The 24330-nt window shown below is 69.1% G+C and carries 27 protein-coding genes and 1 tRNA gene; 17 read left to right on the forward strand and 11 right to left on the reverse strand.

The features are described 5' to 3' along the window. Positions 1-40: 40 nt before the first annotated feature. The 8 genes from ACLHIH_RS01995 to ACLHIH_RS02030 all read right to left on the reverse strand — a co-directional run bounded on the left by ACLHIH_RS01995 (position 41) and on the right by ACLHIH_RS02030 (position 4634). Positions 41-448: a hypothetical protein gene (locus ACLHIH_RS01995; RefSeq protein ID WP_411315040.1), complete on the reverse strand. Its 408-nt coding sequence runs from the start codon at positions 446-448 to the stop codon at positions 41-43. Further along, a complete protein-coding gene (locus tag ACLHIH_RS02000) occupies positions 448-1170 on the reverse strand; it encodes an Asp23/Gls24 family envelope stress response protein (protein WP_411315041.1) in 723 nt (240 codons plus the stop codon). Before ACLHIH_RS02000 ends, ACLHIH_RS01995 begins: the two co-directional genes overlap by 1 nt. A 126-nt stretch (positions 1171-1296) precedes the next feature. Further along, positions 1297-1902 (reverse strand): hypothetical protein, encoded by a 606-nt coding sequence (locus ACLHIH_RS02005; RefSeq protein WP_411315042.1) that lies wholly within the window; start codon positions 1900-1902, stop codon positions 1297-1299. Beyond that, positions 1899-2477 (reverse strand): DUF6286 domain-containing protein, encoded by a 579-nt coding sequence (locus ACLHIH_RS02010; RefSeq protein ID WP_411315043.1) that lies wholly within the window; start codon positions 2475-2477, stop codon positions 1899-1901. Before ACLHIH_RS02010 ends, ACLHIH_RS02005 begins: the two co-directional genes overlap by 4 nt. Beyond that, positions 2474-2827: a hypothetical protein gene (locus ACLHIH_RS02015; RefSeq protein ID WP_411315044.1), complete on the reverse strand. Its 354-nt coding sequence runs from the start codon at positions 2825-2827 to the stop codon at positions 2474-2476. Before ACLHIH_RS02015 ends, ACLHIH_RS02010 begins: the two co-directional genes overlap by 4 nt. Continuing rightward, the gene (locus ACLHIH_RS02020) at positions 2824-3012 is read right to left on the reverse strand and encodes a hypothetical protein (protein WP_411315045.1); all 189 of its coding nucleotides are present in this window, start codon (positions 3010-3012) and stop codon (positions 2824-2826) included. Before ACLHIH_RS02020 ends, ACLHIH_RS02015 begins: the two co-directional genes overlap by 4 nt. Further along, positions 3009-3446 (reverse strand): Asp23/Gls24 family envelope stress response protein, encoded by a 438-nt coding sequence (locus ACLHIH_RS02025; RefSeq protein WP_411315046.1) that lies wholly within the window; start codon positions 3444-3446, stop codon positions 3009-3011. Before ACLHIH_RS02025 ends, ACLHIH_RS02020 begins: the two co-directional genes overlap by 4 nt. 162 nt (positions 3447-3608) lie before the next feature. After that, positions 3609-4634 (reverse strand): helix-turn-helix domain-containing protein, encoded by a 1026-nt coding sequence (locus ACLHIH_RS02030; RefSeq protein WP_411315047.1) that lies wholly within the window; start codon positions 4632-4634, stop codon positions 3609-3611. Between the two features lie 341 nt (positions 4635-4975). Between ACLHIH_RS02030 and ACLHIH_RS02035 the strand changes: the two genes are divergently transcribed. From ACLHIH_RS02035 to ACLHIH_RS02050, 4 genes are all read left to right on the forward strand, one after another. Continuing rightward, the gene (locus ACLHIH_RS02035; RefSeq protein ID WP_411315048.1) at positions 4976-5533 is read left to right on the forward strand and encodes an RNA polymerase sigma factor; all 558 of its coding nucleotides are present in this window, start codon (positions 4976-4978) and stop codon (positions 5531-5533) included. Beyond that, the gene (locus ACLHIH_RS02040) at positions 5524-6168 is read left to right on the forward strand and encodes a hypothetical protein (protein WP_411315049.1); all 645 of its coding nucleotides are present in this window, start codon (positions 5524-5526) and stop codon (positions 6166-6168) included. The genes ACLHIH_RS02035 and ACLHIH_RS02040 overlap by 10 nt, the downstream gene beginning before the upstream one ends. Further along, entirely contained in the window at positions 6165-6488 is a 324-nt protein-coding gene (locus ACLHIH_RS02045; RefSeq protein ID WP_411315050.1) for a hypothetical protein, read from the forward strand. Before ACLHIH_RS02040 ends, ACLHIH_RS02045 begins: the two co-directional genes overlap by 4 nt. A gap of 94 nt (positions 6489-6582) precedes the next feature. Then, the gene (locus ACLHIH_RS02050) at positions 6583-7263 is read left to right on the forward strand and encodes an STM3941 family protein (RefSeq protein WP_411315051.1); all 681 of its coding nucleotides are present in this window, start codon (positions 6583-6585) and stop codon (positions 7261-7263) included. 70 nt (positions 7264-7333) lie between these two features. Here the strand turns inward: ACLHIH_RS02050 and ACLHIH_RS02055 are convergent. Then, a tRNA-Arg gene (locus tag ACLHIH_RS02055) sits at positions 7334-7405 on the reverse strand. Positions 7406-7543: 138 nt separating this feature from the next. On the opposite strand from ACLHIH_RS02055, the gene ACLHIH_RS02060 reads away from it, so the two are divergent. Next, on the forward strand, positions 7544-8353 hold the full coding sequence (locus ACLHIH_RS02060) for a transglutaminase-like domain-containing protein (RefSeq protein WP_411315052.1): 810 nt from the start codon (positions 7544-7546) through the stop codon (positions 8351-8353). 39 nt (positions 8354-8392) lie between these two features. Here ACLHIH_RS02060 and ACLHIH_RS02065 read toward each other — a convergent pair whose 3' ends face one another. Further along, positions 8393-9028 (reverse strand): arginyl-tRNA synthetase, encoded by a 636-nt coding sequence (locus ACLHIH_RS02065; protein WP_411315053.1) that lies wholly within the window; start codon positions 9026-9028, stop codon positions 8393-8395. A 97-nt stretch (positions 9029-9125) separates the two neighbouring features. Between ACLHIH_RS02065 and ACLHIH_RS02070 the strand changes: the two genes are divergently transcribed. From ACLHIH_RS02070 to prmC, 9 genes are all read left to right on the forward strand, one after another. After that, complete coding sequence (locus ACLHIH_RS02070; RefSeq protein WP_411315054.1) at positions 9126-10787, forward strand: arginine--tRNA ligase; 1662 nt, start codon at positions 9126-9128, stop codon at positions 10785-10787. 2 nt (positions 10788-10789) lie between these two features. Continuing rightward, positions 10790-11590, forward strand: a complete 801-nt coding sequence (locus ACLHIH_RS02075; RefSeq protein WP_411315055.1) for an LmeA family phospholipid-binding protein — start codon at positions 10790-10792, stop codon at positions 11588-11590. 87 nt (positions 11591-11677) lie between these two features. Then, the gene (lysA, locus tag ACLHIH_RS02080) at positions 11678-13165 is read left to right on the forward strand and encodes a diaminopimelate decarboxylase (protein ID WP_411315056.1); all 1488 of its coding nucleotides are present in this window, start codon (positions 11678-11680) and stop codon (positions 13163-13165) included. Then, a complete protein-coding gene (locus ACLHIH_RS02085) occupies positions 13162-14499 on the forward strand; it encodes a homoserine dehydrogenase (RefSeq protein ID WP_411315057.1) in 1338 nt (445 codons plus the stop codon). The genes lysA and ACLHIH_RS02085 overlap by 4 nt, the downstream gene beginning before the upstream one ends. Further along, positions 14499-15611: a threonine synthase gene (gene thrC, locus ACLHIH_RS02090; protein ID WP_411315058.1), complete on the forward strand. Its 1113-nt coding sequence runs from the start codon at positions 14499-14501 to the stop codon at positions 15609-15611. The genes ACLHIH_RS02085 and thrC overlap by 1 nt, the downstream gene beginning before the upstream one ends. A gap of 1 nt (position 15612) precedes the next feature. After that, on the forward strand, positions 15613-16560 hold the full coding sequence (gene thrB / locus ACLHIH_RS02095) for a homoserine kinase (protein ID WP_411315059.1): 948 nt from the start codon (positions 15613-15615) through the stop codon (positions 16558-16560). Positions 16561-16792: 232 nt separating this feature from the next. Next, positions 16793-19051, forward strand: a complete 2259-nt coding sequence (gene rho, locus ACLHIH_RS02100) for a transcription termination factor Rho (protein ID WP_411316287.1) — start codon at positions 16793-16795, stop codon at positions 19049-19051. A gap of 3 nt (positions 19052-19054) precedes the next feature. Next, on the forward strand, positions 19055-20137 hold the full coding sequence (gene prfA, locus ACLHIH_RS02105) for a peptide chain release factor 1 (protein WP_411315060.1): 1083 nt from the start codon (positions 19055-19057) through the stop codon (positions 20135-20137). Further along, complete coding sequence (gene prmC / locus ACLHIH_RS02110; protein WP_411315061.1) at positions 20134-20997, forward strand: peptide chain release factor N(5)-glutamine methyltransferase; 864 nt, start codon at positions 20134-20136, stop codon at positions 20995-20997. The genes prfA and prmC overlap by 4 nt, the downstream gene beginning before the upstream one ends. On the opposite strand, the gene ACLHIH_RS02115 is transcribed toward prmC, so the two are convergent. Next, positions 20994-21620, reverse strand: coding sequence for an HAD-IA family hydrolase (locus ACLHIH_RS02115; RefSeq protein ID WP_411315062.1), 627 nt, complete (start codon positions 21618-21620; stop codon positions 20994-20996). The two genes, prmC and ACLHIH_RS02115, sit on opposite strands and share 4 nt — an antisense overlap. 140 nt (positions 21621-21760) lie before the next feature. On the opposite strand from ACLHIH_RS02115, the gene ACLHIH_RS02120 reads away from it, so the two are divergent. Genes ACLHIH_RS02120 through ACLHIH_RS02130 form a run of 3 tightly spaced genes read left to right on the forward strand, consistent with a single transcriptional unit; the run spans position 21761 to position 24205 of the window. Beyond that, positions 21761-22483: an L-threonylcarbamoyladenylate synthase gene (locus ACLHIH_RS02120; protein WP_411315063.1), complete on the forward strand. Its 723-nt coding sequence runs from the start codon at positions 21761-21763 to the stop codon at positions 22481-22483. A 2-nt stretch (positions 22484-22485) separates the two neighbouring features. Further along, a complete protein-coding gene (locus ACLHIH_RS02125; RefSeq protein ID WP_411316288.1) occupies positions 22486-23754 on the forward strand; it encodes an MraY family glycosyltransferase in 1269 nt (422 codons plus the stop codon). 22 nt (positions 23755-23776) lie between these two features. Next, positions 23777-24205 carry a hypothetical protein gene (locus tag ACLHIH_RS02130; RefSeq protein ID WP_411315064.1) on the forward strand — a complete coding sequence of 143 codons (429 nt, stop codon included), beginning with the start codon at positions 23777-23779 and terminating at the stop codon, positions 24203-24205. Positions 24206-24330 lie beyond the last annotated feature (125 nt).

A 24330-nucleotide genomic window follows, 5' to 3' on the forward strand; every position in this document is an offset into this window, starting at 1 on the left:
CCGGATCCTGTCCTGACGGCGGTATGTCGCGTGCGCAGGGTCAGTTGCCGGGGATCTGCTCGAGGAGGTTCTGGATCGAGGGGATGAGACCGCTCACTTGCTCGGTTCCCGACATCGCGGCGGCGGCGAGGGGCCAGAGCGATACGACGAGGGTCGAGATCACGGCGGCGACCCCGAGCACCCACGCGATCGCTCCGTTGCGGGTTCGCAGGGTAAGGAGGAGCAGCACGAGGGCGAGCAGGTACCCGATGGCGATCGCTCCGGCGATCTGACCGACGGGGACATCGAATGCTCCCGCCGTTCCCGCGTCGGCGGCGCCGATGAGACCGAGGATCGGGAGGAGCACGCCGAGCACGATGAGGCCGCACACGATCGTCGAGGTGACGATCGCCGCCCACACCGCCCGAGGTCTCGGTCTGCTGACGGTCGACGTGCGCCTACCGACCATCAGTCGGTTCTCCCGCGCTCGGGAGCCACATCGGCGTCGACGTCGGCGTCGGCCGTGGAGTCGGGATCGGTCACGACGACGATGTCGATGTGCGCCCGGCCGTCGGCATCGGTCGTGACCACGGCATCGGCGTCGACAGGGGAATCCGTGGCGGTTGCCCCTCCCGTGGTGATCGAGACGTCCTCCGCGGGTGCCTCGCGCGAGTCGACATCCTGCGCCTCGTCGGCAGAATCGCGATCCTGCTCGTCGGCGGAGGTCGAGTCTGCGTCGGTCTTCTCCGTGTCGGTCTTTTCCGTGTCAGCCGCCTCGGCCTCGGGGTCTTCATCGGTCTCGATGGGGTCGAAGGGTCCGTGCACGTCGGTCACCTCGACGTTGACGGTGACGTGATCGCCCTCGGTCTGGCGCACGGTGTGCTCGATCTGGGTGCGCACGGTGTCGGCGAGCTCGGTGACGTTCGCGGGATATTCGGCGACGATCGCGACGTCGACGACCGTGCCCGTCTTGTCAGTCGAGGTGCGCACTCCCGCGATGGTGTCAGCCCCGACGCGACCGGCGAGTGAGCCGGCGAAACGGGCGAAGGGGGTTCCGAGGGTGTACACGCCCGTCGTGCCGAGCACGGTCACGGCGATCGCGCGCTCGAGCGCGAGCTGGGGCGAGACGCTGTCGGCTGAGCCGGCAGGGCCGAGGTCGATGGGGGTGACGCGGTGTCGTGAGTCGGTCATGAGGGTCGTCCTTTCAGGATGAACAGAAGGTGGTGATTCGGGGCGGCGTCGCCGTCACGACGCGTGGCCCCCGCCTCGGTCGAGGTCGAGGGCCACGCGGTGTTGCTGTCGCTGTCGCTGTGTCGATCAGGCCAGTCGGGTGGGCGAGGCCAGACGGGTGCGAAGGCCCCCGTTGATCTCGATGACGACGGGGATCTGAGTTCCCAGCAGTTCGTCCCACTTCTTCACGGTGTCGTCGACGCTGCGACGGATGTCGACGGGAGACACCCCACGACGAGCGTCCGAAGAGATGCGCAGAACCGTGGTGCCCCGCACATCGAAGGCCGTCACGTCGACCGCGGCGAGGCCGGGGTTCTGCGACAGGGCTTCCTCGAGCACTTGCTCGGCCACCTTCGCGTCGACGACCACACGGCCACCGGTCGGCGAACCCTGTCCGCTTCCTTCGTCGAGCTGCAGCAGCGTCGACGTCGAGCCGTGGCCCTGACGCAGGGCGAACCACGCGAGCACCACGATCAGGACGAGACTCGCAACAGCGACGACCCAGAGGATCCACAGTTGGTCACCGCCGAGTGCGGCGGACACCGGCTCGGCCGCGTTGCTCGAGGCCGAAGACACGGTCTCGAGCACGCCGGGCCACAGTGCCCCGACGGCGACCGCGGCACCCGCGGCGAGCAAGATGAGCCCGACGAGCAGGAGCACGATGCGGTTCAGTGCTCTATTGGTGTTGTTCACGACCTCACCTTGCCTTTCGCTGCGATTTTGACGGTGTGACGGAGGGCGGGGGAGTAGTCATACGACGCCAGCTCCCGACGCACCGCCTCATCGACCGCGGCGCGATCCCCTCGTCGACCGGATGTCGGCGCGATCTCGACGACCGCGCGTCGTTTTCCGACGCTCACGCTCACCTGCGAGGGGTCGACCTCGCCCGCGTAGCTCGCCGTGCGAGCGAGCGAGCGAGCGATGACGCGGTCGTCGATGACGGCCGCGGTGCGGTCGATCGACGCGCTGCGACGGCCGCGTCGCCCGGGAGAGATGGCGAGGATGACGAGCACGAGCCCGATGAGCGCCACGACGATCGCTCCCGCGGTGAGGATCCCCGCGGGTGCCGACGCCGCGCCGAGAACAGCCGCGGCCGCGTCGCTCGGGGCGACGAGCAGTGGGGCCTGGCCGAGCGCGGCGAGCACCGACTCGGTACCGAGCCACGCGAGCACGACGATCAGGACCACCGCGAGCGTGATGGCGGACGTCGATCGGGAGGAGTGTGTCTCCCTCCGTACGACGCGACGGTAGAGCGCTGGTGTGCTCATGACACTCGCTTTCGGGTTCGGATGTCAGCGGACGTGACCCGCAGATCGACGCGTTCGACGGTCGATCCGGTGAGGTCGAGCACCCGCTGACGGATGGTGGACTGAGCGGAGGCGAGGCGCTCGACGAGCGTGCCCGCGGAGCGTGTCTCGACGCCGAGCGGCGTGACGCGCACGGCGGTCTTCGCGACCACCGTGATGGAGCCGTAGCCGTCGGTCACGTCGACCGACACATCGGACGCCGTGACCTCCAGAGCATCCGCGGTGACGGCCGACACGACGCGACGCACTGCGCGCGGAGCGATCGTGTTGCGGCCGTGAAGCGTGCGCTCGGCCATCACCGCCGCGCTCACGACGACCGCCGGCCGCGGAACGCGTCTGCGAGGCCGCGGACGTCGAGCTTTCCTTCGACGAATCGCCCGATGCCGTAGCCGACAGCGATGAAGAAGGCGACGAGGAGCAGGGCTCCGAAGTCGAAGGCGACCGCCGTGAGCGCGAGGATCGCGCCGATGGCCATTCCTGTCGTCGTCGGGGTCACTGAACGCGGCTCTCGTCGTTGTCGTCGTTGTCGTCCGACGGGATGTAGACGTCGGAGACGGTCACGTTGACCTCGGTGACCTCCATGCCGACGACCTGCGAGATCGCGTCGGTCACGGCCGAGCGAACGTCGTCGGCGACCTTCTGCAGCTCGACGGGGTACTCGGCGACGATCGTGATGTCGGCAGCGACCTGCTTCTCGCCGACCTCGACAGAGACGCCCTGGCCACGGTCCTGCTGGTTGATGGCGTTGCGGATCGCTCCGATGGCGCGGGCGGCGCCGTTTCCGAGGTCGTGCACTCCGCGAACCTCGCGGGCCGCGATGCCGGCGACCTTCGAGACGACGCCGTCGGCGATCGTGTTCTTGCCGGTCGCGTGGCTCGACGCGGAGGACGAGGCCTTGGCCGAGGGGGTGGTGCTGGCGATGTTGCTCATGTGATTCTCCTTGTTTGTGGTTGGGGGGCCGAGAGGCCCGGGTGCCCGCATCGGGTCACACAGGTGAGACGCTGCGGGAAGTCAAACTGTCACGGCCATTCAGGTTTCTGCCAGTTGTTCTGATCTGTCTGCTCACTAAACGGACAGCAGCCAGCAGGCGCCTCATCGGGCCAGGGTCGTGCGGGGGTACTCCCCGAATCGCGTCACGTATGCCGCCGAGAAACGGCCGAGGTTGCCGAAGCCCCAACGGGCGGCGACATCGGAGACGAAGGTGTCCCGAGGGGCGGATTCCGCGAGTTCGGTGCGCACGCGGTCGAGGCGGACCTGCCTCACGTATGCCGCGGGAGACACCCCCAGATGGGTCGACATGGCCATCTGCAGAGTGCGCGTGTGAACGTGAGCCGCGCGGGCGATGTCCGCGGGACTGATCGGTTCGTGCGCGTGCTCGTGGATGAACTCGACGGCGTCACGCACGCGTGCGGTGCGCCACGTTCTGATGGCCTGAGGGATCTCCATCGCGCGCCAGGGGAAGAGGGTCAGTATCGATCGCACGAGCGCGAGCTGTGCCGACAGTCTCAGGAGCGGTGAGGACGCGGCGCTCGCGAGCGACGACATCGCCCCTCCGAGGTCTCGTCGCCAGGACTGCACCGCCGATTCCGTCGGATGCACCGTGTGATCGAAGACGATCGCTTGCGACGGACCACCGTGGCGCTCGGTCGCGGTGTCTTCGAGGAACGACGGCGTCACGTGGATGAGATTCACCCGGTGGGGCGAGAACTCGAAGTCGAACGGCCGCTCCGTCGGGAGCAGGAACGGGTCGGATCTCGAGCTCGCGTGGTCGCCGTGCCGGTGGGACACGTGACTGAGTCCCTCGCGGAACCACGTCACGACGTAGTCGGCGAGGTGCGGGATCTCTCCTCGGAGCTGCCCCGGGAAGGTCGACGTGCGGAGCGTCATGTTCGCGTCGCCCATCGAGGCGTAGCGGAAGGCGAACGCGCCGTCGACGGGTGACCCTCGGAAGTGCCGACCGGTGAAGATCGACTCGTAGCTCGCGCAGGCTTCGTCGAAGTCGGTCGACGTCGACTCGAACCGGTGGTAGCGGGCTCGGGCGATCTCCGACGCGACGTCGTTCGATTCGACGGTGCCGACCTCGTCTGCAGACCTGTTCGGTCCGGCCAGGGCGGTCATCGGGCCGCTCGTGACGGCTGTGGTGTGTGCTGTGACATTGCTTTCCTTCTTTCCCAGCGCCCCTGTCCGCTCGGGTGAGAACACGAGGGCGCCACTAGTAGGACGAGTCGAGCCCCACGGATGTCACAAAATCCCTCAGTCGTCGTATCTGTTTCGTCGCCGTCGTGAGAAGGGTTGGGCCGGAGAAGGCCGCGGCCGACCCCCAAAACGAGGGCCAGAGGCATCCGTCGCCCTCTCGAGGCGTCTTCGACAATCGGCCAGCGCCGCGTCCCCCCGCGACGGCTCGTGGTACCCAGGGGAGACCGAGGTGACCCGCCTCGATGTCTCGAGAGGAGGTCGTCGTGAGCCATTCCGACCCTCTCGTCGACGCGGGCGATGCGACCCTCGTTGCTCGGGCCCGAGACGGGGACATCGACGCCTTCGAGGTGCTCGCTCGGCGCCACGGACCCCTCATGAGGGCCTACGCCGCCCGACTTCTCGCGGGGGATCCCGAAGCAGACGACATCGTGCAGGACGCCTTCCTGACCGCCTGGAGGCGGCTCGGCGATCTGGAGTCGCCTGGTCAGGTGCGCGGCTGGCTCATGACGATCGTGAGCAACAAGAGCATGGATCGGTTGCGCTCCCGTCGCGACCACGACTCGATCGGGGCGTGGACTCCGACGACGTCGCACGCGCACGGTCCCGAGCGCGTGGTCGAGGCTAGGTTGCAGCTCGACGCCGTCTGGCTCGCACTGGACAAGCTCCCCACCGAGCAGCGACAGTGTTGGCTGCTCCGCGAGACCGGCGGACACTCGTACGCCGAGATCGCGGAGGCGCTCGGTCTCTCGGTCTCGACGGTGCGGGGATCTATCGCTCGAGCGCGCAAGTTTCTGCTTCACGAGATGGAGGCATGGCGATGACACCCTCCGACGACCGAATCACGAACGACCAGGCCTCGAACGACGAGACCGCGAGCGATGTCTCTCCCGAGCCCGACGAGTCGATCGACGGCTACAGCCTCGACGACCTGAGCGACTATCTGCTCCGGGGCCGCACTCCGCGCGATGCGGCGATCGAGGCCTCGCCGGAGTGCCGACTCGCCCTCAACGCCCTCGAGAGCGTCCACGCGGCGGCGTGGGCATCGCTCGAGCGGGATGCCGTCGCCGATCCGCATCGTGACGACACGTGGATCTCGGGGCTGCTCGACTCGATCAGGGGGGAGGTCTCGGGTGGTCGGGAGATCCCTGTCGGTCACCCGGACGCGACGGTTCGGTTGACGGTGACGGAAGCCGCGGTGCAGGGACTCATCCGTCGTGTGGGTGATTCGACCGACGGTGTCATCCTCGGTTCGACGAGGTTCGACGGTGACGTCACGACACCCGGGGCCCCGGTCGCGGTCACGGTGACGGCGGCGGCGAGGTTCGGATCGAATCTCGACGCGGTCGCCGAGCGATTGCGCGGTCTCGTCGGGGCGGCACTCGCCGAGCACACCGAGTTGACGGTCGAGTCGATCGACGTCGTCATCGACGACATCTACGCGGGAGGGGCATCGTGAGCGACGACCTCTCGAGGCGACTGACGGCGGCCGTCCGCGAGGTTCCCGGCGTCGTCGACGTCTTCGCGGCGCGCACGCCCCTCGCGGTCGTCGTGGATGCGGTGACGACGGATGCGCCCGGCCCACCCGGGCTCATCGACGTCGCGCGCGCGCCCGGGTCCGTCACCCTCACCGCGCACGTGGCGACCGACATCCTCACGCCGGCCCCGGCCGTGCTCGCGGCGGTCGCCGCCGAGCTCGGCCGGCTCGCGTCCCTCGTGCACACGAATCGCGACGAGGTCGTCATCGTGGTCTCGGCTCGCGTGATCGAAGCGCGCTGACCCGAGCGGTGCACGCGGGGATGCCATAGTGGGTCACCGACGCCCATGATCCGCCCGCAGACCAGCGTGAGGGGCAGAGTGAGAGACCTCCATCATGAGTTTCGCCCGCGACGATCGTGATTCCGCCGAGCTTCCCACGGTGACCCTCGGGGGGTCGTGGCTGAAGACAGCACTCATGCTCGTCGTGTGCGGGGTGTTCGTGCTGATCGGATTCGCGATCCTGCGAGCCGACCCGGGGATCGTCGAGATCGTCGCCGCAGCCGCCGCGATTGTGTTCTTCGGGCTCGGCGGGCTCGCACTCGGCGTGCAGTCTGTGCGGCGGAGAACCGTTCTGACGCTCACACCCGACGGGCTGCGCCCCGTGTCGGGAGGATTCGTGCCGTGGTCTGATGTCGACGACGTCGGGCTCGGCTCGACCGCGGGCACGACGGTCATCGGCATCCGCCTCAGCTCTCCCGACGCCTACATCGATTCGCTCAGCGAGGCCGAGGTCACGCGGGCGCTGCGTTTCTCCTCGGGCGCGCGCCTCTTCGGAGTCGCGTCACGGTCGTTCGCGCGCGGTCGCGGTTCCGGCGCGCTCGGGTCGCTTCCCGATGCGAGCGAGGGGATGGCCGCGCAGCTCGCGTGGGCGCGAGAACAGTCGGGGGGCTTCGACCTCACATTCTCACCCATGCTGTTCGCAGGCCCGCCGACGCGCGTCGTCGAGACTGTCACCGCACACCGGGATGCCTGGCGCTCGCGTTACGGCGACCCGCGCCGACCGTCCACGGCCTGACGGGCGTCAGACCAGGGCCGATGGGAGTGCTCACCGCAGCTCGGCTGACGTGGCGCGAGTGCGCATAGTGTGCCCCCAGGAGGATTCGAACCTCCGCCCCTGCCTCCGGAGGGCAGTGCTCTATCCCCTGAGCTATGGGGGCCCGGAGCGAGATACAGGTTACCAGCCCGCGCGCGGCCCGACCGCCCGCGCGATGGTGCTCGTAACGGCGCGCCCGGACAGAGTGTCCGGCTCCCGCCGACGTAACGAGGCCGACACGATCTCGTGGCACTATCGGACCATGTTGCGCTCTGTCTCCGCCCACCTCCAGCTCGACATCCGCGGGCGCACCAACATGGTGTTCAGTCTCGCCGTAGCGCAGACCAACACCCTGTCGAGCGAGAGCCTCGACATCGTTCTCGACGGTCGCCGTGTCGAGCCGACCGAGATCGTCGACCGCCACGGCACGAGGCTGCACCGACTCGTCGCCGACGCCGGCACCATGACGGTCGACTATCGCGCCGAGACGACGGGAGCGCCGGATCCGACAACGTCGGGGCTGAGTGACGAGAGCGAGCTCGACCAGATCGTCTACTTGCGCCCGAGTCGCTATTGCGAGTCGGACAGCCTCACCCCGACCGCGAGGTCGGAGTTCGCCGGCCTCTCGGGGCTCGCGCTGCTCGACGCCGTCGGGTCGTGGGTGGGCAGCCGCCTCCGCTACGTTCCCGGATCGAGCCTCCCGACGGATGGCGCCGAGCAGACGCTGCTCGCCCGCCGCGGGGTGTGCCGCGACTACGCCCATCTCGTGATCGCCCTCTTGCGCGCGCTCGACATCCCCGCCCGCATGGTCGCGGTGTACGCCCCGGGTCTCGACCCGATGGACTTCCACGCGGTGTGCGAGGCCTACGTCGACGGTCGCTGGAACATCGTCGACGCAACCGCTCTCGCGCCCAGGCAGAGTCTCGTGCGCATCTCGACCGGCCGCGATGCGGCAGACACGGCGTTCCTCACCAACCACTGGGCCGATCTCTATCTCACCGAGATGACGGTGCTCGCCGTCGCCGACGAGCTACCGGTCGACGACGTGCGATCCCTCGTGCAGCTCGGCTGACGCGACGGCGGGATCGGGTCGCTTCGAGTCGGGGCGCTTCTACCCGAGCCCGGCGACGACCGAATCGGTGAGCGGTTGCGCGTCGGCGACCGAGCCGAAGTAGCTTGACGAGAGCACGGCCCACGAGCCGCCTGTGAAGACCTGCACGACACCCGCGCCGTCGACGACCGAGAAGTAGGTGCCCTCGCCGACGGGATCGCCGGCGCGCGACTCGAGCTCGGCAACGGCTGCCGCATCGGGCGACGCCGCAGAGATCTCGATGAGGGCGCCACTCGTCGACTGCACCCAACCGCAATACACTCCGCCGTTCGAGGCAGCGGTGGCCTGCGGCGACCCGCCGGCGGGTGAGGCGTCGGGTTGCAGGGCGAAGTTGGGGTCGAACTGGTACATGGTGTCGAGAGACACGAGATCGAGACATCCGACCGCGACGGGAGCCCATGGCGCGCTCGCCGAGGCCGAGGGCGAGGGCGTCGGTGAGGGGCTCGCCTCGACGGGCGGCTCCGAGGGGGTCGGACTCGGGGTCGGGGAGGCCGAGGCCGAGGGTGACGGGGACGGACTCGCGACGGGTCCGACGATCGTGATGGGTGAGGCGCACCCGCTCAGGGACGACGCGAGAGCGAGCGTGACGGCCGAGACGACGGCCGCCTTCGCGAGGCGAGCGGGAGCGAGATCCATGGTGTCCTCCGGTGGTTGGCCGAAGCCTCATCTTCGCCCATGGGGCGCCCCGACCCTCGGCAGGGCGCGCGGGCGGGCGACGATAGAATGGTCGATCGTGACCCCAGCCGAATTGTCGACCCATGTTCTCGCCGCGATCGGGACGGTGCTCGCGAGGCGCAGCGACACGACCCCCGATGTGACCCTCGCCGATGTCACTCTCGAGCGCCCGAAGAATCGTGACCACGGAGACTGGTCGTCGAACATCGCGATGAAACTGGCGAGGCCCCTCGGAGTATCGCCTCGGGATCTCGCGGAGGAGTTCGCGGTGGAGCTGCGCGCGATCGACGGGGTCGCGGGCGTCGATGTCGCCGGTCCGGGGTTCATCAACTTCACGCTCGACGCGGCCGCCGCCGGGCTGCTCGCCCAGACGATCGTCGAGGCCGCGACCGAGTACGGCCGCAACGAGTCCCTCGCGGGTCAGAGCATCAACCTCGAGTTCGTCTCGGCGAACCCCACGGGACCCCTGCACATCGGCCACACGCGGTGGGCGGCACTCGGCGACTCGCTCGCGCGAGTTCTCGCGGCGTCCGGAGCCACGGTGGCCACCGAGTTCTACATCAACGACGCGGGCAACCAGATGGACAACTTCGGGGCGTCGATCCTCGCGGCGGCACGCGGTCTCCCGACTCCCGAAGACGGCTACCCCGGGCCGTACATCGCCGCTCTCGCCGAGCGCGTGCTCGAGGTGCAGCCCGACCTCCTCGACCTCGACGACGCCGAGGCTCTCGCCGACGCGCGCGAGCTCGGCTATCAATTGCAACTGGGCGAGATCAAGCAGTCCCTCGAGCGGTTCAACGTGCACTTCGACGTGTGGTTCAGCGAACGCGAGTTGCACTCGCCCGACGCCGAGGGCCTCAGCGCGATCGACCGGGCCATAGACCGCCTCCGTGCCCAGGGGCACGTGTTCGACGAGGGCGACGCGGTGTGGGTGCGCACGACCGATTTCGGTGACGACAAAGACCGCGTCATCCGCCGCGGAAACGGCGTCTTCACCTATTTCGCCGCCGACGCGGCCTACTACCTCGACAAGGGCGATCGCGGCTTCGCGCACAAGATCTACCTCCTCGGCGCCGACCACCACGGCTACGTCCACAGGCTCAAAGCGCTCGCGGGCGCCGCGGGTGACGATCCGGATCGCGACATCGAGGTGCTCATCGGGCAGCTCGTGAGCATCAACGGTGCGCGGCTCTCGAAGCGCGCGGGCAACATCATCGAGCTCGACGACCTCCAGGCCTGGCTCGGAACGGATGCTCTGCGCTACTCCCTCGGGCGGTATCCGGCCGACTCGCCGCTCACCCTCGACCCCGAACTGCTGCGCAAGAAGACCAACGACAACCCCGTCTTCTACGTGCAGTACGCCCACGCGCGCACCTTCTCGGTCGCGCGCAACGCCGCGGCCTCGGGAGTCGACCGGTCGGCGTTCGAGGCCTCGCTCCTCGTGCACCCGACCGAGAGCGCGCTGCTCGGCCTGCTCGCCGAGTTCCCGCGCATCGTCGCGCAGTCCGCAGAGCTGCGCGAGCCGCACCGGGTCGCTCGTTATCTCGAGGAGCTCGCGGGGTCGTACCACCGCTGGTACGACGCGTGCCGCGTGACCCCGCTCGGCGACGAGGCCGTGGGCGACGTGCACCGCACGCGCCTGTGGCTCAGCGACGCGACGGGAGTCGTGCTCCGCAACGGCCTCGCGCTCCTGGGCGTCAGCGCCCCGGAGCGGATGTAGTCGTGGGGGAGTTCGACGCGAGTCCCGCCGCATCCGCACCGCCGAGACGTCGTCGTCGTCGTCGCGGCCTCATCGCGCTCCTCGTGGTGGTCGTCGTGCTCGTCGCGGCGGTCATCGCGGCGGATGTCGTCGCGAGGTCGCTCATCGCGTCGCAGATCGAGTCGTCGGTGCGGTCGAGTCTCGAGGTCGACGAGTCGGTCGCGATCGACGCCGACGTCGAGGGTTTCTCGGCGCTGCAGCAGTTGGCGGTCGGCGACCTCGAGCGCGTCGTCGTGACGACCGATCGCGTCGACCTCGGCGGTCTCGTCGGTTCGGCGAGGATCGTGGCCGAGGGAGTGCCGATCGACACGTCGCAGCCCGTCGACACGGTCGACGCGGTCATCACGACCGATGAGGCGGCCGTCGCCGCACTGACCGCGACCCTCACCACTCTTCCCGTGGATTCGGTCGAGATCGGTGACGGCGAGATTCTCGTCTCGGCGACCATCGACGTCTTCGGACTCGAGATCCCGCTCGGCCTCGGCCTCGTTCCGGGGGCGAGTGATGGCGCGATCGACTTCACCCCCACGACCGTGTCGGTCAACGGTGGTGTCGTGGGGCTCGCCGAGGTCGGCCAGTTGTTCGGGGCGGCGGCCGACGGGCTCACCGAGACCCGCTCGTTCTGCATCGCGGCGTCGCTGCCCGAGAGCGTCGTGCTCGATGACGTGACCGTGGGCGACGGTGTCGTCGACCTCGCGCTCACCGCCGACGGTGTCGTTCTCACCGAAGACGCCCTCGCGACGACCGGCACATGCCCGGAGTAGTGATGAGGGTGCGGATACACTTCCCAGGGCTCGACCGCGACACCGCGGCCGGCTCCGTTCCGCCGTCGATCCATCGTGAGGTGCTCCGTGGCCGCTAGTCCGCTCGCCCCGCCGTGGCTCGCCCACCCCTCCGATGCCAACGCCCTCGACCCCGCCGTGTGGTCGTCGAACGTCGAGCGCCGCGGCGGCGAGATCACCGTCGCGGGGGTCGGTGCGCGCGAGCTCGCCGAGACCTACGGCACCCCCCTCTTCGTGTGCGACGAGGCGGATGTGCGCGACCGCGCCTCGAGCGTGCGCACGACCTTCGAGCGGGAGTTCGCACGGTGGGGTGCCGACGTCAAGGTCTACTACGCCGCCAAGGCCTTCCTCTCGGTCGAGGTCGCGAGATGGGTCGTCGAGGCGGGACTCAACATCGACGTGTGCACGGGAGGGGAGCTCGCCGTGGCCCTCGCCGCGGGGGTCCCCGCCGAGCGCCTCGGGTTCCACGGCAACAACAAGTCGATCGCCGAGATCGAGCGGGCGGTCGATGCGGGCATGGGCGTCATCGTCATCGACAGCCTGCTCGAGATCGAGCGCGTCGCGTCGGCCGCCGCTCGAGCCGGCCGGGTTCAATCGGTGCGCGTTCGTGTCAACAGCGGAGTGCACGCGGCGACCCACGACTACCTCGCGACGGCGCGCGAAGACCAGAAGTTCGGGATCACCCTCGCCGATGCCCCCGCGGTCGTCGCACGCATCCGCTCGCACCCCCAGCTCGACTTCCTCGGGCTGCACTCCCACATCGGGTCGCAGATCTTCGGGGTAGACGGTTTCGCCGAGGCGGCACGCCGCCTCCTCGACGTCCACGCGGGGCTGCTCGCCGACGGCCCCGTTCCCGAACTCAACCTCGGGGGCGGGTTCGGCATCGCCTACACGAGCGCCGATGAGGCACCGGGGTTCGACGTGCTCGCCTCGGGACTCGCCGACATCGTCGGAGCCGAGTGTCGCGCGCGCGGCATCCCTGTTCCGGCCATCGCGATCGAGCCAGGTCGCGCGATCGTGGGGCCGTCGACGTTCACGCTCTACAGCGTCGGCACGATCAAAGACGTCGGGGTCACCGTCGAATCCGAGGATGCCGGCGCCGCCGCAGCGCCCGAGACCGAGGCGGTTCCGACGGCGCGTCGATATGTGAGCGTCGACGGGGGTATGAGCGACAACGCGCGCACCGCGCTCTACGGCGCCGACTACTCCGTGCGCGTCGCGGACCGTGAATCGGCGGCCGACCCGGCTCTCGTGCGCGTCGTCGGCAAACACTGCGAGAGCGGTGACGTCGTCGTGCTCGCCGACTACCTCCCGGGCGATGTCGCGCCCGGTGACCTCCTCGCCGTGCCCGCGACCGGCGCCTACTGCTGGTCGCTCGCGAGCAACTACAACTTCGTCGGTCGCCCCGCCGTCGTCGCCGTGCGCGACGGTGCCGCCCGCGTGATCGTGCGCGGGGAGACCGAAGCCGATGTGCTCTCCCGAGATGCCGGTCTCGACGCGCCGCCCCCGTCGGGGGAGCGCGCCACCGAGACCGCCGCGAAGAATGGAACCGAATGATCGAATACCGCAACCTCCGCGTCGCCCTGCTCGGTGCCGGTTCGGTCGGCGCCCAAGTGGCGTCGCTCCTGCAGAAGCACGGTGACGAGCTCGCTCAGCGCTCCGGCGCGGGACTCGAACTCGTCGGGGTCGCCGTGCGTGACGTCGACGCCCCCCGCACCGCCGACATCCCCCGCGACCTGCTCACGACCGACGCCGAGGGCCTCATCGTCGGAGCCGACATCGTCATCGAGCTCATGGGCGGCCTCGAACCCGCACGGAGCTACATCCTCAAGGCGCTCAGTTCGGGAGCCGACGTCATCACCGCCAACAAGGCGCTGCTCGCGACGCACGGCCCCGAACTCTTCGAGGCGGCCGAACAGGTCGGAGCTCAGCTCTACTACGAGGCTGCGGTCGCCGCGGCCATCCCCATCATCCGTCCGCTGCGCGACAGCCTCGCGGGCGACCGCATCAAACGCATCATGGGCATCGTCAACGGCACGACCAACTTCATCCTCGACCGCATGGACACCTCGGGCGACAGTCTCGAGTCGGCGCTCGCGACCGCGACCGAACTCGGCTACGCCGAAGCGGACCCCACGGCGGACATCGAGGGTTACGACGCCGCGCAGAAGGCCGCGATCCTCGCGAGCCTCGCGTTCCACACGACCGTGCCCATCGACCGGGTCTACCGCGAGGGCATCACGAAGGTCACCGCCGCCCAGGTCGATGCCGCCCGCGCGGCCGGCTACGTCGTCAAACTCCTCGCGATCGCCGAGAGGGTCACCGACCGCGAGAGTGGCACGGAGGGCGTGAGCGCTCGCGTCTACCCGGCTCTCGTGCCCCGCTCGCACCCTCTCGCCGCCGTGCACGGTGCGAAGAACGCCGTCTTCATCGAGGCCGAGGCCGCGGGGGATCTCATGTTCTACGGTGCCGGCGCAGGCGGAATCGAGACGGCCTCGGCCGTGCTCGGCGACCTCGTCTCGGCCGCCAGGCGCCACGTCATCGGCGGCCCCGGCGTCGCCGAGTCGACCCACGCCGACCTCCCGGTGTTCCCCATCTCGAGCGTCACGACGCGCTACCAGATCAGCCTCAGGGTCGTCGATCAGCCGGGGGTGCTCGCGGCGATCGCGACTCTCTTCAGCGAGCACAGCGTCTCGATCGAGACCGTCGAGCAGAGCGTCGTCGGCCCCGACCCCGTCACGGGAGAAACCGAGGGGGCGCCCGGCGCTACCCTGGTGATCGGAACCCACGAGGCGTCAGAAGCCGATCTCTCGGCGACCGTGCTCGCGATCGACGCGAGCGGGGTCGTCAGTTCCGTCACATCCGTTCTACGAGTCGAGGGATCCGAGTGATGCACTCCACGCCGCCCGAGGGCGCACCGCACAGCCGCCAGTGGAAGGGTGTGCTCCGCGAGTACGCCGACCGCCTCGACATCACCGACGCGACGCCCATCGTGACGCTCGGTGAGGGCGGAACCCCCCTGATTCCCGCGGCGGCACTCTCGGCGCGCACGGGAGCGGATGTCTGGGTCAAGTTCGAGGGGATGAACCCCACGGGGTCGTTCAAAGACCGCGGTATGACGATGGCGATCTCCAAGGCCGTCGAGCACGGGGCGAAAGCCGTGATCTGCGCGTCGACGGGCAACACCTCCGCGTCGGCCGCCGCCTACGCGACGCACGCGGGGATCACGTCCGTCGTGCTCGTTCCCGAGGGCAACATCGCGATGGGCAAGCTCAGCCAGGCCGTCGCGCACAACGCCGAGATCCTGCAGGTGCAGGGCAACTTCGACGACTGCCTCGAGATCGCCCGCGACCTCGCCCTCAACTACCCCGTGCACCTCGTCAACTCGGTCAACCCCGACCGCATCGCCGGCCAGAAGACCGCGGCGTTCGAGGTCGTCGAGGTTCTCGGTGACGCACCCGACTTCCACATCGTCCCCGTCGGCAACGCCGGCAACTACACGGCCTACTACCGCGGCTACAGCGAAGACCTCGCTCGCGGCGCCTCGACCAAGCTCCCGCGCATGTTCGGCTTCCAAGCCGCGGGCAGCGCACCCCTCGTGCTCGGCAAGGTCGTCAAGAACCCCGACACGATCGCCACGGCCATCCGCATCGGCAACCCCGCGTCGTGGGAGCTCGCCCTCGACGCCCACGCCACGAGTGACGGCTACTTCGGCGCGATCACCGACGAGCGCATCCTCGAGGCGCACCGCATCCTCTCGGCCGAGGTCGGCATCTTCGTCGAGCCCGCGTCGGCGATCAGCGTCGCGGGTCTCCTCGAGCGATCCGAGGCCGGCGAGATCCCGAAGGGCTCCCGCGTCGTGCTGACTGTGACCGGCCACGGACTCAAGGACCCCCAGTGGGCACTGCGCCAGCCCGACGGGTCGGACGTCACGCCCACGAGCGTCCCCGTCGACACCGCGGCGATCGCCGGGCTCCTCGGCCTCCAGAAGGTGTCAGCCTGACATGACCGATTCGCCGCTCGCGCGCGGCCTCGCGGTGACCGTCAAGGTCCCCGCGACGACGGCGAACCTCGGACCGGGGTTCGACACCCTCGGCCTCGCGCTCTCCCTCTACGACGAGCTCACGGTGACCGTGCGTGACGAGCCGGGGTCGACCGTGACGGTCGTCGGTGTCGGTGCCGGAGAGGTGCCGACGGATGACGACAATCTCGTCGTTCGGGCCATCCGCCATGTCTTCGACGCCTACGGGGTTCCGTCGCCGGGGCTCGATCTCGTCGCGCGCAACGCGATCCCGCACGGGAGGGGACTCGGGTCGTCCGGCGCGGCGATCGTTTCGGGCATCATGGCGGCCAAGGGCCTCCTCGAGTCGATCGTCGACATCGACTCCCGCGCCCTGCTCGCCCTCGCGACCGATCTCGAGGGGCACCCCGACAACGTCGCCCCCGCCCTCTTCGGCGGTTTGACGATCGCGTGGACCGGTGTCGACGGCCCGCAGTACAAGAAGCTCATGGTGCACCGCGGTGTCTCGCCGCTCATCTGTGTGCCGGAGAGCACGATGTCGACCGCTCTCGCCCGCAGCCTCCGACCGGCGTCGGTGCCACACGAAGACGCGATCTTCAACGTCTCCCGCTCCGCGCTCCTCATCGCCGCGCTCATCCAGAGTCCGGAACTGCTGCTCGCGGCGACGGAGGACCGATTGCATCAGAGCTACCGCGCCGCGGCGATGCCCGGCACCGATTCGCTCATCACCGAACTGCGCTCGCACGGCCTCGCCGCCGTCGTGTCGGGGGCCGGGCCGTCGATCCTCGTGCTGTGCAGCGACCCCGCCCAGAGGCTCAAGGCGGCGGCGGTCGTCGCGGCGCATCCGGCGACTCGCTGGGAGTCCCTCATGCTGGCCGTCGACTTCAAAGGTGCTACAGTAAATGCGCACCCGGCGGGGGCGTTGGCCTAGCCAACAGCACTGCCCTAACCCGCAGCTCGGCCATGTCGGTCCATCAGACCAACCGCCTCGCCCGGAGCACTTTCCATCAGCAATCGCTTTCGGCGGATCCCGCCGGCGCAGTCAGAACTGTGCACCACGCCCAGTCGCTGCTCGCGATGAGCTTCCCCCCGTCACCTTCTCGTGCGGGAGAAAAGGACCATACTCCGTGTCTGACGTCAACGACCGTGCCCCTCTGAGCGCCATGCGCCTCCCCGAACTGCAAGCCCTCGCGTCGAGCCTCGGCATCGCCGGAACCTCCAAACTCCGTAAGGGTGACCTCGTCGCCGCGATCACCGAGATCCAGAACCAGAACCCGGGCTCAGCTCCGTCGACCACGTCGTCGACCGAGGCCGGGTCGGGCGCCCCGGCGCCCACCGAGATCCCCGTGAGCGTCGACAGCGTGCCCGCCACGACCGACGCGGCAGACGCCGCAGCGGTCTCCGCGCCGGCCGCCCGCAAGCGCGCCCCGCGCCGCGCGAGTGCCGCGGCGGGAGTCATCGTGACCGCCGAGCAGCCGTTGGCCGACGTCGCCCCCGCGACGAGTGCCGCTCCCGCCCAGTCCGACGAGCGCCTCCCGGCACTCGGCCACGTGAACCGCACCGATGCCGGCCGTTCGGCCGACGCGGGCGCCGCATCCGCGATCCTCGACGGCCTCTCCGACTCGGATGTCTCCGCTGCATCCTCCGACTCGACGGCGACGTCCGACTCCGCTGCAACGTCCGGATCGGACGCCTCGACGGGCGCGGGTTCGGCGTCGGGCTCGACCATCCCCGAGGTGGAACTGCCTCCGCGTCGCTCGCGCCAGGGCGGCCGCCGCGCCACGAACGTCGAGGTGCCCGTCGAGCTCCCCGAGGGGCCGACCTCGTCGGACTCGTCGAACGGTGACTCCGACGACCAGCAGCCGCAGCGAAACGGTCGTGGTCGTGGCCGTGGACGCGGCGACCGCCAGCAGAACGGCGACCGCCAGCAGAACGACGGCCAGCAGAACAACGGCCAGCAGAAGAACGGTCAGCAGGCCGGCCAGCAGAAGAACGGCCAGCAGAACGATGCCGCCGTGAACGACGCGACCGACGAGCAGCCGGAAGACGGCGGACGTCGCCGTGGCCGCGGTCGCGGCGACCGCGACTCCAACCGCGACGACCGCCAGCAGAATGATCGCGGTGACCGCCAGCAGAACCAGAACGACCGTGACCGTGACCGTCAGCAGGGCGAGGGTGACAACGAGCGTGGAGGCCGCGGACGCTATCGCGACCGCAAGCGCCGCGGCCCCGGTTCGGGAGACGATTTCGAGCCCGAGATCAGCGACGACGACGTGCTCATCCCCGTCGCGGGCATCCTCGACGTGCTCGACAACTACGCGTTCGTTCGCACGAGCGGATACCTGCCGGGCAACAACGACGTCTACGTCTCCCTCGGACAGGTGAAGAAGTACCACTTGCGCAAGGGCGACGCCGTCGTCGGCGCGATCCGCCAGCCCCGCGAGAACGACAACAACGGTCGCCAGAAGTACAACGCGATCGTCAAGATCGACTCGATCAACGGTCTCCCCGTCGACGAAGCGGCTGAGCGTGTCGAATTCGGCAACCTGACCCCGCTCTACCCGCAGGAGCGACTGCGCCTCGAGACCGAGTCGGGCAAGCTCACGACGCGCATCATCGATCTCGTCTCGCCCATCGGCAAGGGTCAGCGCGGCCTCATCGTCTCGCCGCCCAAGGCGGGCAAGACCCTCGTGCTCCAGGCCATCGCGAACGCGATCGCCAAGAACAACCCCGAGGTGCACCTCATGGTCGTTCTCGTCGACGAGCGACCCGAAGAGGTCACCGACATGCAGCGCACCGTCAAGGGCGAGGTCATCGCCTCGACCTTCGACCGCCCGGCCGAAGATCACACGACGGTCGCCGAGCTCGCGATCGAGCGCGCGAAGCGACTCGTGGAGCTCGGCCACGATGTCGTCGTGCTGCTCGACTCGATCACGCGGCTCGGTCGCGCATACAACCTCGCGGCTCCCGCGTCGGGGCGCATCCTCTCGGGCGGTGTCGACTCGTCGGCGCTCTACCCGCCCAAGCGCTTCTTCGGCGCGGCCCGCAACATCGAAGACGGTGGCTCGCTCACGATCCTCGCGACCGCTCTCGTCGAGACGGGCTCCAAGATGGACGAGGTGATCTTCGAGGAGTTCAAGGGCACGGGCAACATGGAGTTGCGCCTCTCGCGCCAGCTCGCCGACAAGCGCATCTTCCCCGCGGTCGACGTCAACGCCTCAGGTACCCGTCGCGAAGAGATGCTCATGGGCGCCGACGAGACCAAGATCAACTGGAAGTTGCGCCGCGCGCTTGCCGGACTCGAGACCCAGCAGGCCCTCGAGCTCGTCCTCACGAGGCTCAAGGACACCGCGAGCAACGTCGAGTTCCTCATGCAGGTTCAGAAGTCGATGCCCGCGGCACCGGGAACAGACAAGGACTGAGTCGTGTTCGAGTCGGTGCAGACCCTGCTGACCGAGCACGACGAGCTCCAGGAGCAGCTCGCTGATCCTGCTCTCCACTCGGATCCGGTTCGGTCGAAGAAGGTCAATCGGCGATACGCGGAACTCGCGCGCATCGTCGCGGTCTACCACCAGTGGCAGCAGCTCGGCGACGATCTCGCCGCCGCGACGGAGATGGCTGCGGAGGACGCCTCGTTCGCCGAGGAGATCCCCGCGCTCACGACCGAGCACGAGCGCGCGTCCGAGACGCTCAGGCGTCTCCTGATCCCGCGTGACCCCAACGACGGACGCGACGTCATCATGGAGATCAAGATGGGGGAGGGGGGAGCCGAATCCGCCCTCTTCGCGGGCGACCTCTTGCGCATGTACCTGCACTATGCCGAGTCGAAGCGTTGGAAGACCGAGATCATCGAGCAGACCTCGAGCGACCTCGGCGGCATCAAAGACGTGCAGCTCGCGATCAAAGGGTCGTCGTCGGACCCCGCCGAGGGAGTCTGGGCGCACCTGAAGTACGAGGGCGGCGTGCATCGCGTGCAGCGCGTGCCCGCGACCGAGTCGCAGGGCCGCATCCACACGTCGGCGGCAGGCGTTCTCGTCTTCCCCGAGGTCGATGAGCCCGAAGAGGTCGACATCAGCGCCAACGACCTCAAGATCGACGTCTACCGCTCGAGCGGCCCCGGCGGTCAATCCGTCAACACGACCGACTCCGCCGTGCGCATCACCCACCTTCCGACGGGCATCGTCGTCGCGATGCAGAACGAGAAGAGCCAGCTGCAGAACCGCGAGGCCGGAATGCGCGTGCTTCGAGCCCGCGTGCTCGCGCGCCAGCAGGAGGAGTTGGATGCCGAGGCGAGCGCTGTGCGCAAGAGCCAGATCCGCACGATGGATCGTTCGGAGCGCATCCGCACCTACAACTTCCCGGAGAACCGGATCGCCGACCACCGCACGGGATACAAGGCCTACAACCTCGACGCCGTCATGAACGGGGCTCTCGAACCCGTCGTCGAGTCGTGCATCCTCGCCGACGAGGAATCGCGACTCGCCGAACTCGGAGACTCCCCGGCGTGAGCGGCGACGAGCTCGCTGCGGTGCGTTCGGCGGCGATCTCCCTCCTCACGCGCGCGGGCATCGCGACGCCCGATGTCGACGCCGAGCTGCTCATCGGCCACGTGCTCGACGCGAGCCGCGGCCGAGTGCAAGCGGCGGCACTCGCGGGTGCCGCCGTGACCGAGGCCGAGGGTGCGCGCATCCGCAGTGCCGTCGAGCGGCGCGCCGCGCGCGAACCCCTCCAGCACATCACGGGCCTCGCTCCGTTCAGATCCATCGAGCTGCGCGTGGGGCCGGGAGTCTTCGTGCCCCGCCCCGAAACCGAGACCGTCGCGCAATACGCGATCGATGCCCTCACGGCAGCGGCCACGACCGACCCTGTCGGGGTCGACCTCGGAACCGGGTCGGGGGCCATCGCTCTCGCCATGGCGACGGAGGTCGGCCACTCCCGCGTCTACGGGGTCGAGAACTCGGCGCGCGCGTTCGTGTGGACCAAACAGAACTTCCGGCGCATCGCACCCGACAACGCGACCCCTGTCTTCGTCGACCTCGCGCAGGCGCTGCCCGAGCTCGACGGCGCCGTCGACGTCGTCGTCTCGAATCCGCCGTACATCCCCCTCGGAGCCGTTCCCCGCGATCCCGAGGTGAGGCTCTTCGACCCCGAGCACGCTCTCTACGGCGGCGCCGACGGGCTCGACGTCGTGCGCAGCGTCTCGGCGACGGCGAGGCGCCTCCTGCGCGCCGGCGGCACCCTCGTGCTCGAGCACGGCGAAGTGCAGGGAGCGGACATCCGAGAGCTCCTCACCGTCGACGGCTGGAATGCGGCGGCGACCCACACCGACCTGCTCGGCCGCGACCGCGCGACCACGGCCATCCGCTAGGCGCGTTCGTCGCCCGGTCTCGCCCGGGCGAACTCCGTGATCGCGGTGGACATCTCCTCGCCGGTCGTGAAGACGTGCCCCGTGATGCCGACCGACTCGGCCGCCGCGACATTCTCAACGAGGTCGTCCGCGAAGAACGCGTCGGTCGCGTCGACCCCGTACGCCTCGAGCACCCTCTCGAAGACGACGGGATCGGGCTTGCGGGCCCGATAGTCGCTCGTCGTGTGCAAGTGGTCGCCGAAGAGCTCGACGAGGTGCGGAGCGATGGTCGGCAGGTGGTGTGCCGTGAGAGCACCGTTGTTGGTCAGAAGTGTCACGCGTCCGAGCCTCGCGGCGAGACGCACGGCGTCGAGCGACGCCGGAATGGGCTCCATGGCGCTCGCGCGCGCGGCGACCCACGCCTGCTCGTCGACTTGACGCCCGATCGCCGCCTCGAACGCGGCGAGATAGTCGCTCGAGGTCGTCCAGGCTCCCGCTTCGGCCGCGCGCTCCCCGGTGTCGTGCCACCACCGGGCCTTGAGCTCGTCGACACTCAGGCCGACCTCCCGGCTGAGCGCCGCCATCCGAGTGCGCCAGTCGTAGCGGTAGAGCACTTCGTCCATGTCGAAGATGAACAGGAGCACGGAGACCTCGCAGTCGAGCGCGAATCGGGGATGTCCGGCGCGATCCGAGTGTATCCGGGCACCCGCGCGCACGCCGTCGACCGGTCGCGGGGGCGGCGCTCCGCGGTCGTCCGTCCCTCGGCGGCTACGATGTACTCGACATGGCGACGATCTTCGACTGCTCGGACAACTCCGAGCTCCTCACCGGCATGCGCCTCGCACGAGTCGCGCTCGGGCGCGGGGAGCTCGTCGTGTTCCCCACCGACACCGTCTACGGCATCGCTGCCGACGCCTTCTCGCCCGCGGCCGTGCAACGGCTCCTCGACGCGAAGGGACGCACGCGCGCCGCCCCCGTGGCCGTGCTCGTGCCGAGCGTCGCGACTCTCGATGCTCTCGCAGAGGAAGTGCACGACGACGTCCGCGCTCTCGTCGATGCTTTCTGGCCCGGCGGGCTCACCGTCATCGTGCCCGCCCGCTCCTCCCTCGCGTGGGACCTCGGCGAGACCGGGGGGACCGTGGGGCTGCGCATGCCCGACGATGCGCTCGCCCTCGAACTCCTCGCCGAGACCGGACCACTCGCGGTCTCGTCGGCGAACATCTCGGGTGAGCCCGCGGCGATGTCCGCCGTCGAAGCCGAGCGGATGCTCGGCGACTCCGTCGCGGTCTACCTCGAGCGCGGCGCAAGCGGTGTCTCGGGCGCCGCCGCGCGCGACGGAGGCGATGCCTCCGCGAGCACCGCGGCGACGGGGTCGACGATCGTCGACGCGACGCGTCTCGGGGAGCCGGGGGGCACCGTCACGATCGTGCGCCACGGGGCGATCCCCGACGAGAAGATCTTCGAGGTCCTCGCGCGCTCGGCTCCGTCGACGGAATCGCCCTCGTGAGCATCACCTACTACGTGCTCGCGGCGGGGATCTCCGCCGTCATCACCTTCACTCTCGCCATCGCGATCCTCAAGCTGAGCCAGCACTACCGGCTCTACCCGAAGATCCGCGAGCGCGACGTGCACACGCGCCCCACCCCCAGGCTCGGCGGAGTCGCGATGTTCCTCGGCATCGTCACGGCGTTCTGGGTCGCGTCGCAGCTCAGACAGTTCGACCTCATCTTCTCCGACCCCGGCCCCGTCATCGCAATCCTCATCGCGGCGTTCATGATCGTGCTCATCGGCGTCGCCGACGACGTCTGGGACCTCGACTGGCTCACGAAGCTCGCGGGACAACTCGTGGCCGCGGGCATCCTGGTCTCGCAGGGGGTGCAGCTCGTCACCCTCCCCATCGAGGGCGTGCTCATCGTGCCGCCGCTCCTGGGGCTCGGGCTCACCGTCATCGCGGTCGTGCTCGTGATGAACGCGGTCAACTTCATCGACGGTCTCGACGGTCTCGTCGCGGGCGTCGTGCTCATCGCCAACGCCGTGTTCTTCGTCTACAGCTACATCCTCAACACGTCGCTCCAGACGCAATCCGAGTACTTCAACCTCGCCTCGCTCATCAGTGCCGTGCTCATCGGCGCATGCGTCGGATTCCTGCCGCTCAATTGGCACCCCGCCAAGATGTTCATGGGGGATGCCGGCGCGCTCCTCGTAGGGCTCCTGATGGCGGCCTCCGCGGTCGCGGTCACGGGGCAGATCGACACGGGCATCATCACGTCGGGCCGTCAACTGCTCCCGGCCTTCCTGCCGATCCTGCTGCCCCTCGCCGTGCTCGTCGTGCCGCTCCTCGACTTCGCCCTCGCCGTCTCGAGGCGCGTGAGCGCGGGCAAATCACCGTTCAGTGCCGACCGCAAACACTTGCACCACCGGTTGCTCGACATGGGGCACAGCCACTTCCACGCCGTGCTCATCTTCTACGCGTGGACGACGGTCGTCTCCATAGGCTTCCTGTCGTTCCTGTTCCTGCCGCCGTGGCTGTCGATCACGTTCATCGTCGTCGGGTTCATCGTGTGCACCCTCATCACTCTCGCCCCGCTCACGCGCCGCAAGGCGATCGAGGCAGCCGTGCAGCGGTCGGGGGCCGAGGAGACCGCGGCAGCGCACGCCGAACAGTTCGACCCGCTCGACGAAGCCGCGAATGCCACGGGGGAGCTCGACGACGTCGTGCGCGACAACCCCGAGGCCTCGACGGTGCTCGACGCCCTGCGGCGCAAGAACCGACCATGACGACCACGACCCCGGAGACACCATGAACTCGTCGACAGTATTCCGTCGCATCCTGACCTACACGCTCATCATCGCGGCGGCCATCCTCGTCGTCGGGGGAGGGGTCGGCTACCTCGTCGCGGGGATGCCGGGGCTCATCAGCGCCGGGATCGGTGTCGGCATCACGGTGGCACTCTCGGCCATCACGATCGGAAGCATCGCGATCGCCTCGAACGGGAGCGTCAACATGTTCTTCGCGACCGTGCTCGGGGCGTGGATCGTCAAAGCGATCGTCTTCATCGCCATCCTCGCGCTCTTGCGCGACCAGCCCTTCGTCAACGGCCCCGTGCTGTTCTTCTCGATCGTCGCGGCGGTCACGGGAACCCTTGCCGTGGATGTCATCGTCGTGCTCAAATCGCGCATGCCCTACGTCGACCAGTCGGCGGGTTCCGGAGACCCCGCGGGTCGATGACCAACCCCAAGTATTGATAGGCTCTACACGGCCGCAAAATTCCTCTCACGAGGTGGCCTACATTCCCCCGTCAGCTTCCGCGAAGCCTCCCGAGGCCCGCGCCCGCCACAACAGGAGACATTGCC

This window comes from Marisediminicola sp. LYQ134, from assembly GCF_046599635.1.
In the GTDB taxonomy this organism is placed as follows: Bacteria; Actinomycetota; Actinomycetes; order Actinomycetales; family Microbacteriaceae; genus Marisediminicola.

Excerpts from the sequence above, each read along its gene's own strand:
- thrB (WP_411315059.1), top strand. The coding sequence starts at position 15,613 with ATGACCGATTCGCCGCTCGCGCGCGGCCTCGCGGTGACCGTCAAGGTC.
- ACLHIH_RS01995 (WP_411315040.1), bottom strand. The coding sequence starts at position 448 with ATGGTCGGTAGGCGCACGTCGACCGTCAGCAGACCGAGACCTCGGGCG.
- ACLHIH_RS02060 (WP_411315052.1), top strand. The coding sequence starts at position 7,544 with ATGTTGCGCTCTGTCTCCGCCCACCTCCAGCTCGACATCCGCGGGCGC.
- ACLHIH_RS02030 (WP_411315047.1), bottom strand. The coding sequence starts at position 4,634 with ATGACCGCCCTGGCCGGACCGAACAGGTCTGCAGACGAGGTCGGCACC.
- ACLHIH_RS02130 (WP_411315064.1), top strand. The coding sequence starts at position 23,777 with ATGAACTCGTCGACAGTATTCCGTCGCATCCTGACCTACACGCTCATC.
- ACLHIH_RS02050 (WP_411315051.1), top strand. The coding sequence starts at position 6,583 with ATGAGTTTCGCCCGCGACGATCGTGATTCCGCCGAGCTTCCCACGGTG.
- ACLHIH_RS02065 (WP_411315053.1), bottom strand. The coding sequence starts at position 9,028 with ATGGATCTCGCTCCCGCTCGCCTCGCGAAGGCGGCCGTCGTCTCGGCC.
- ACLHIH_RS02040 (WP_411315049.1), top strand. The coding sequence starts at position 5,524 with ATGGCGATGACACCCTCCGACGACCGAATCACGAACGACCAGGCCTCG.
- thrC (WP_411315058.1), top strand. The coding sequence starts at position 14,499 with ATGCACTCCACGCCGCCCGAGGGCGCACCGCACAGCCGCCAGTGGAAG.
- ACLHIH_RS02085 (WP_411315057.1), top strand. The coding sequence starts at position 13,162 with ATGATCGAATACCGCAACCTCCGCGTCGCCCTGCTCGGTGCCGGTTCG.
- ACLHIH_RS02025 (WP_411315046.1), bottom strand. The coding sequence starts at position 3,446 with ATGAGCAACATCGCCAGCACCACCCCCTCGGCCAAGGCCTCGTCCTCC.
- ACLHIH_RS02000 (WP_411315041.1), bottom strand. The coding sequence starts at position 1,170 with ATGACCGACTCACGACACCGCGTCACCCCCATCGACCTCGGCCCTGCC.
- ACLHIH_RS02010 (WP_411315043.1), bottom strand. The coding sequence starts at position 2,477 with ATGAGCACACCAGCGCTCTACCGTCGCGTCGTACGGAGGGAGACACAC.
- ACLHIH_RS02120 (WP_411315063.1), top strand. The coding sequence starts at position 21,761 with ATGGCGACGATCTTCGACTGCTCGGACAACTCCGAGCTCCTCACCGGC.
- rho (WP_411316287.1), top strand. The coding sequence starts at position 16,793 with ATGCGCCTCCCCGAACTGCAAGCCCTCGCGTCGAGCCTCGGCATCGCC.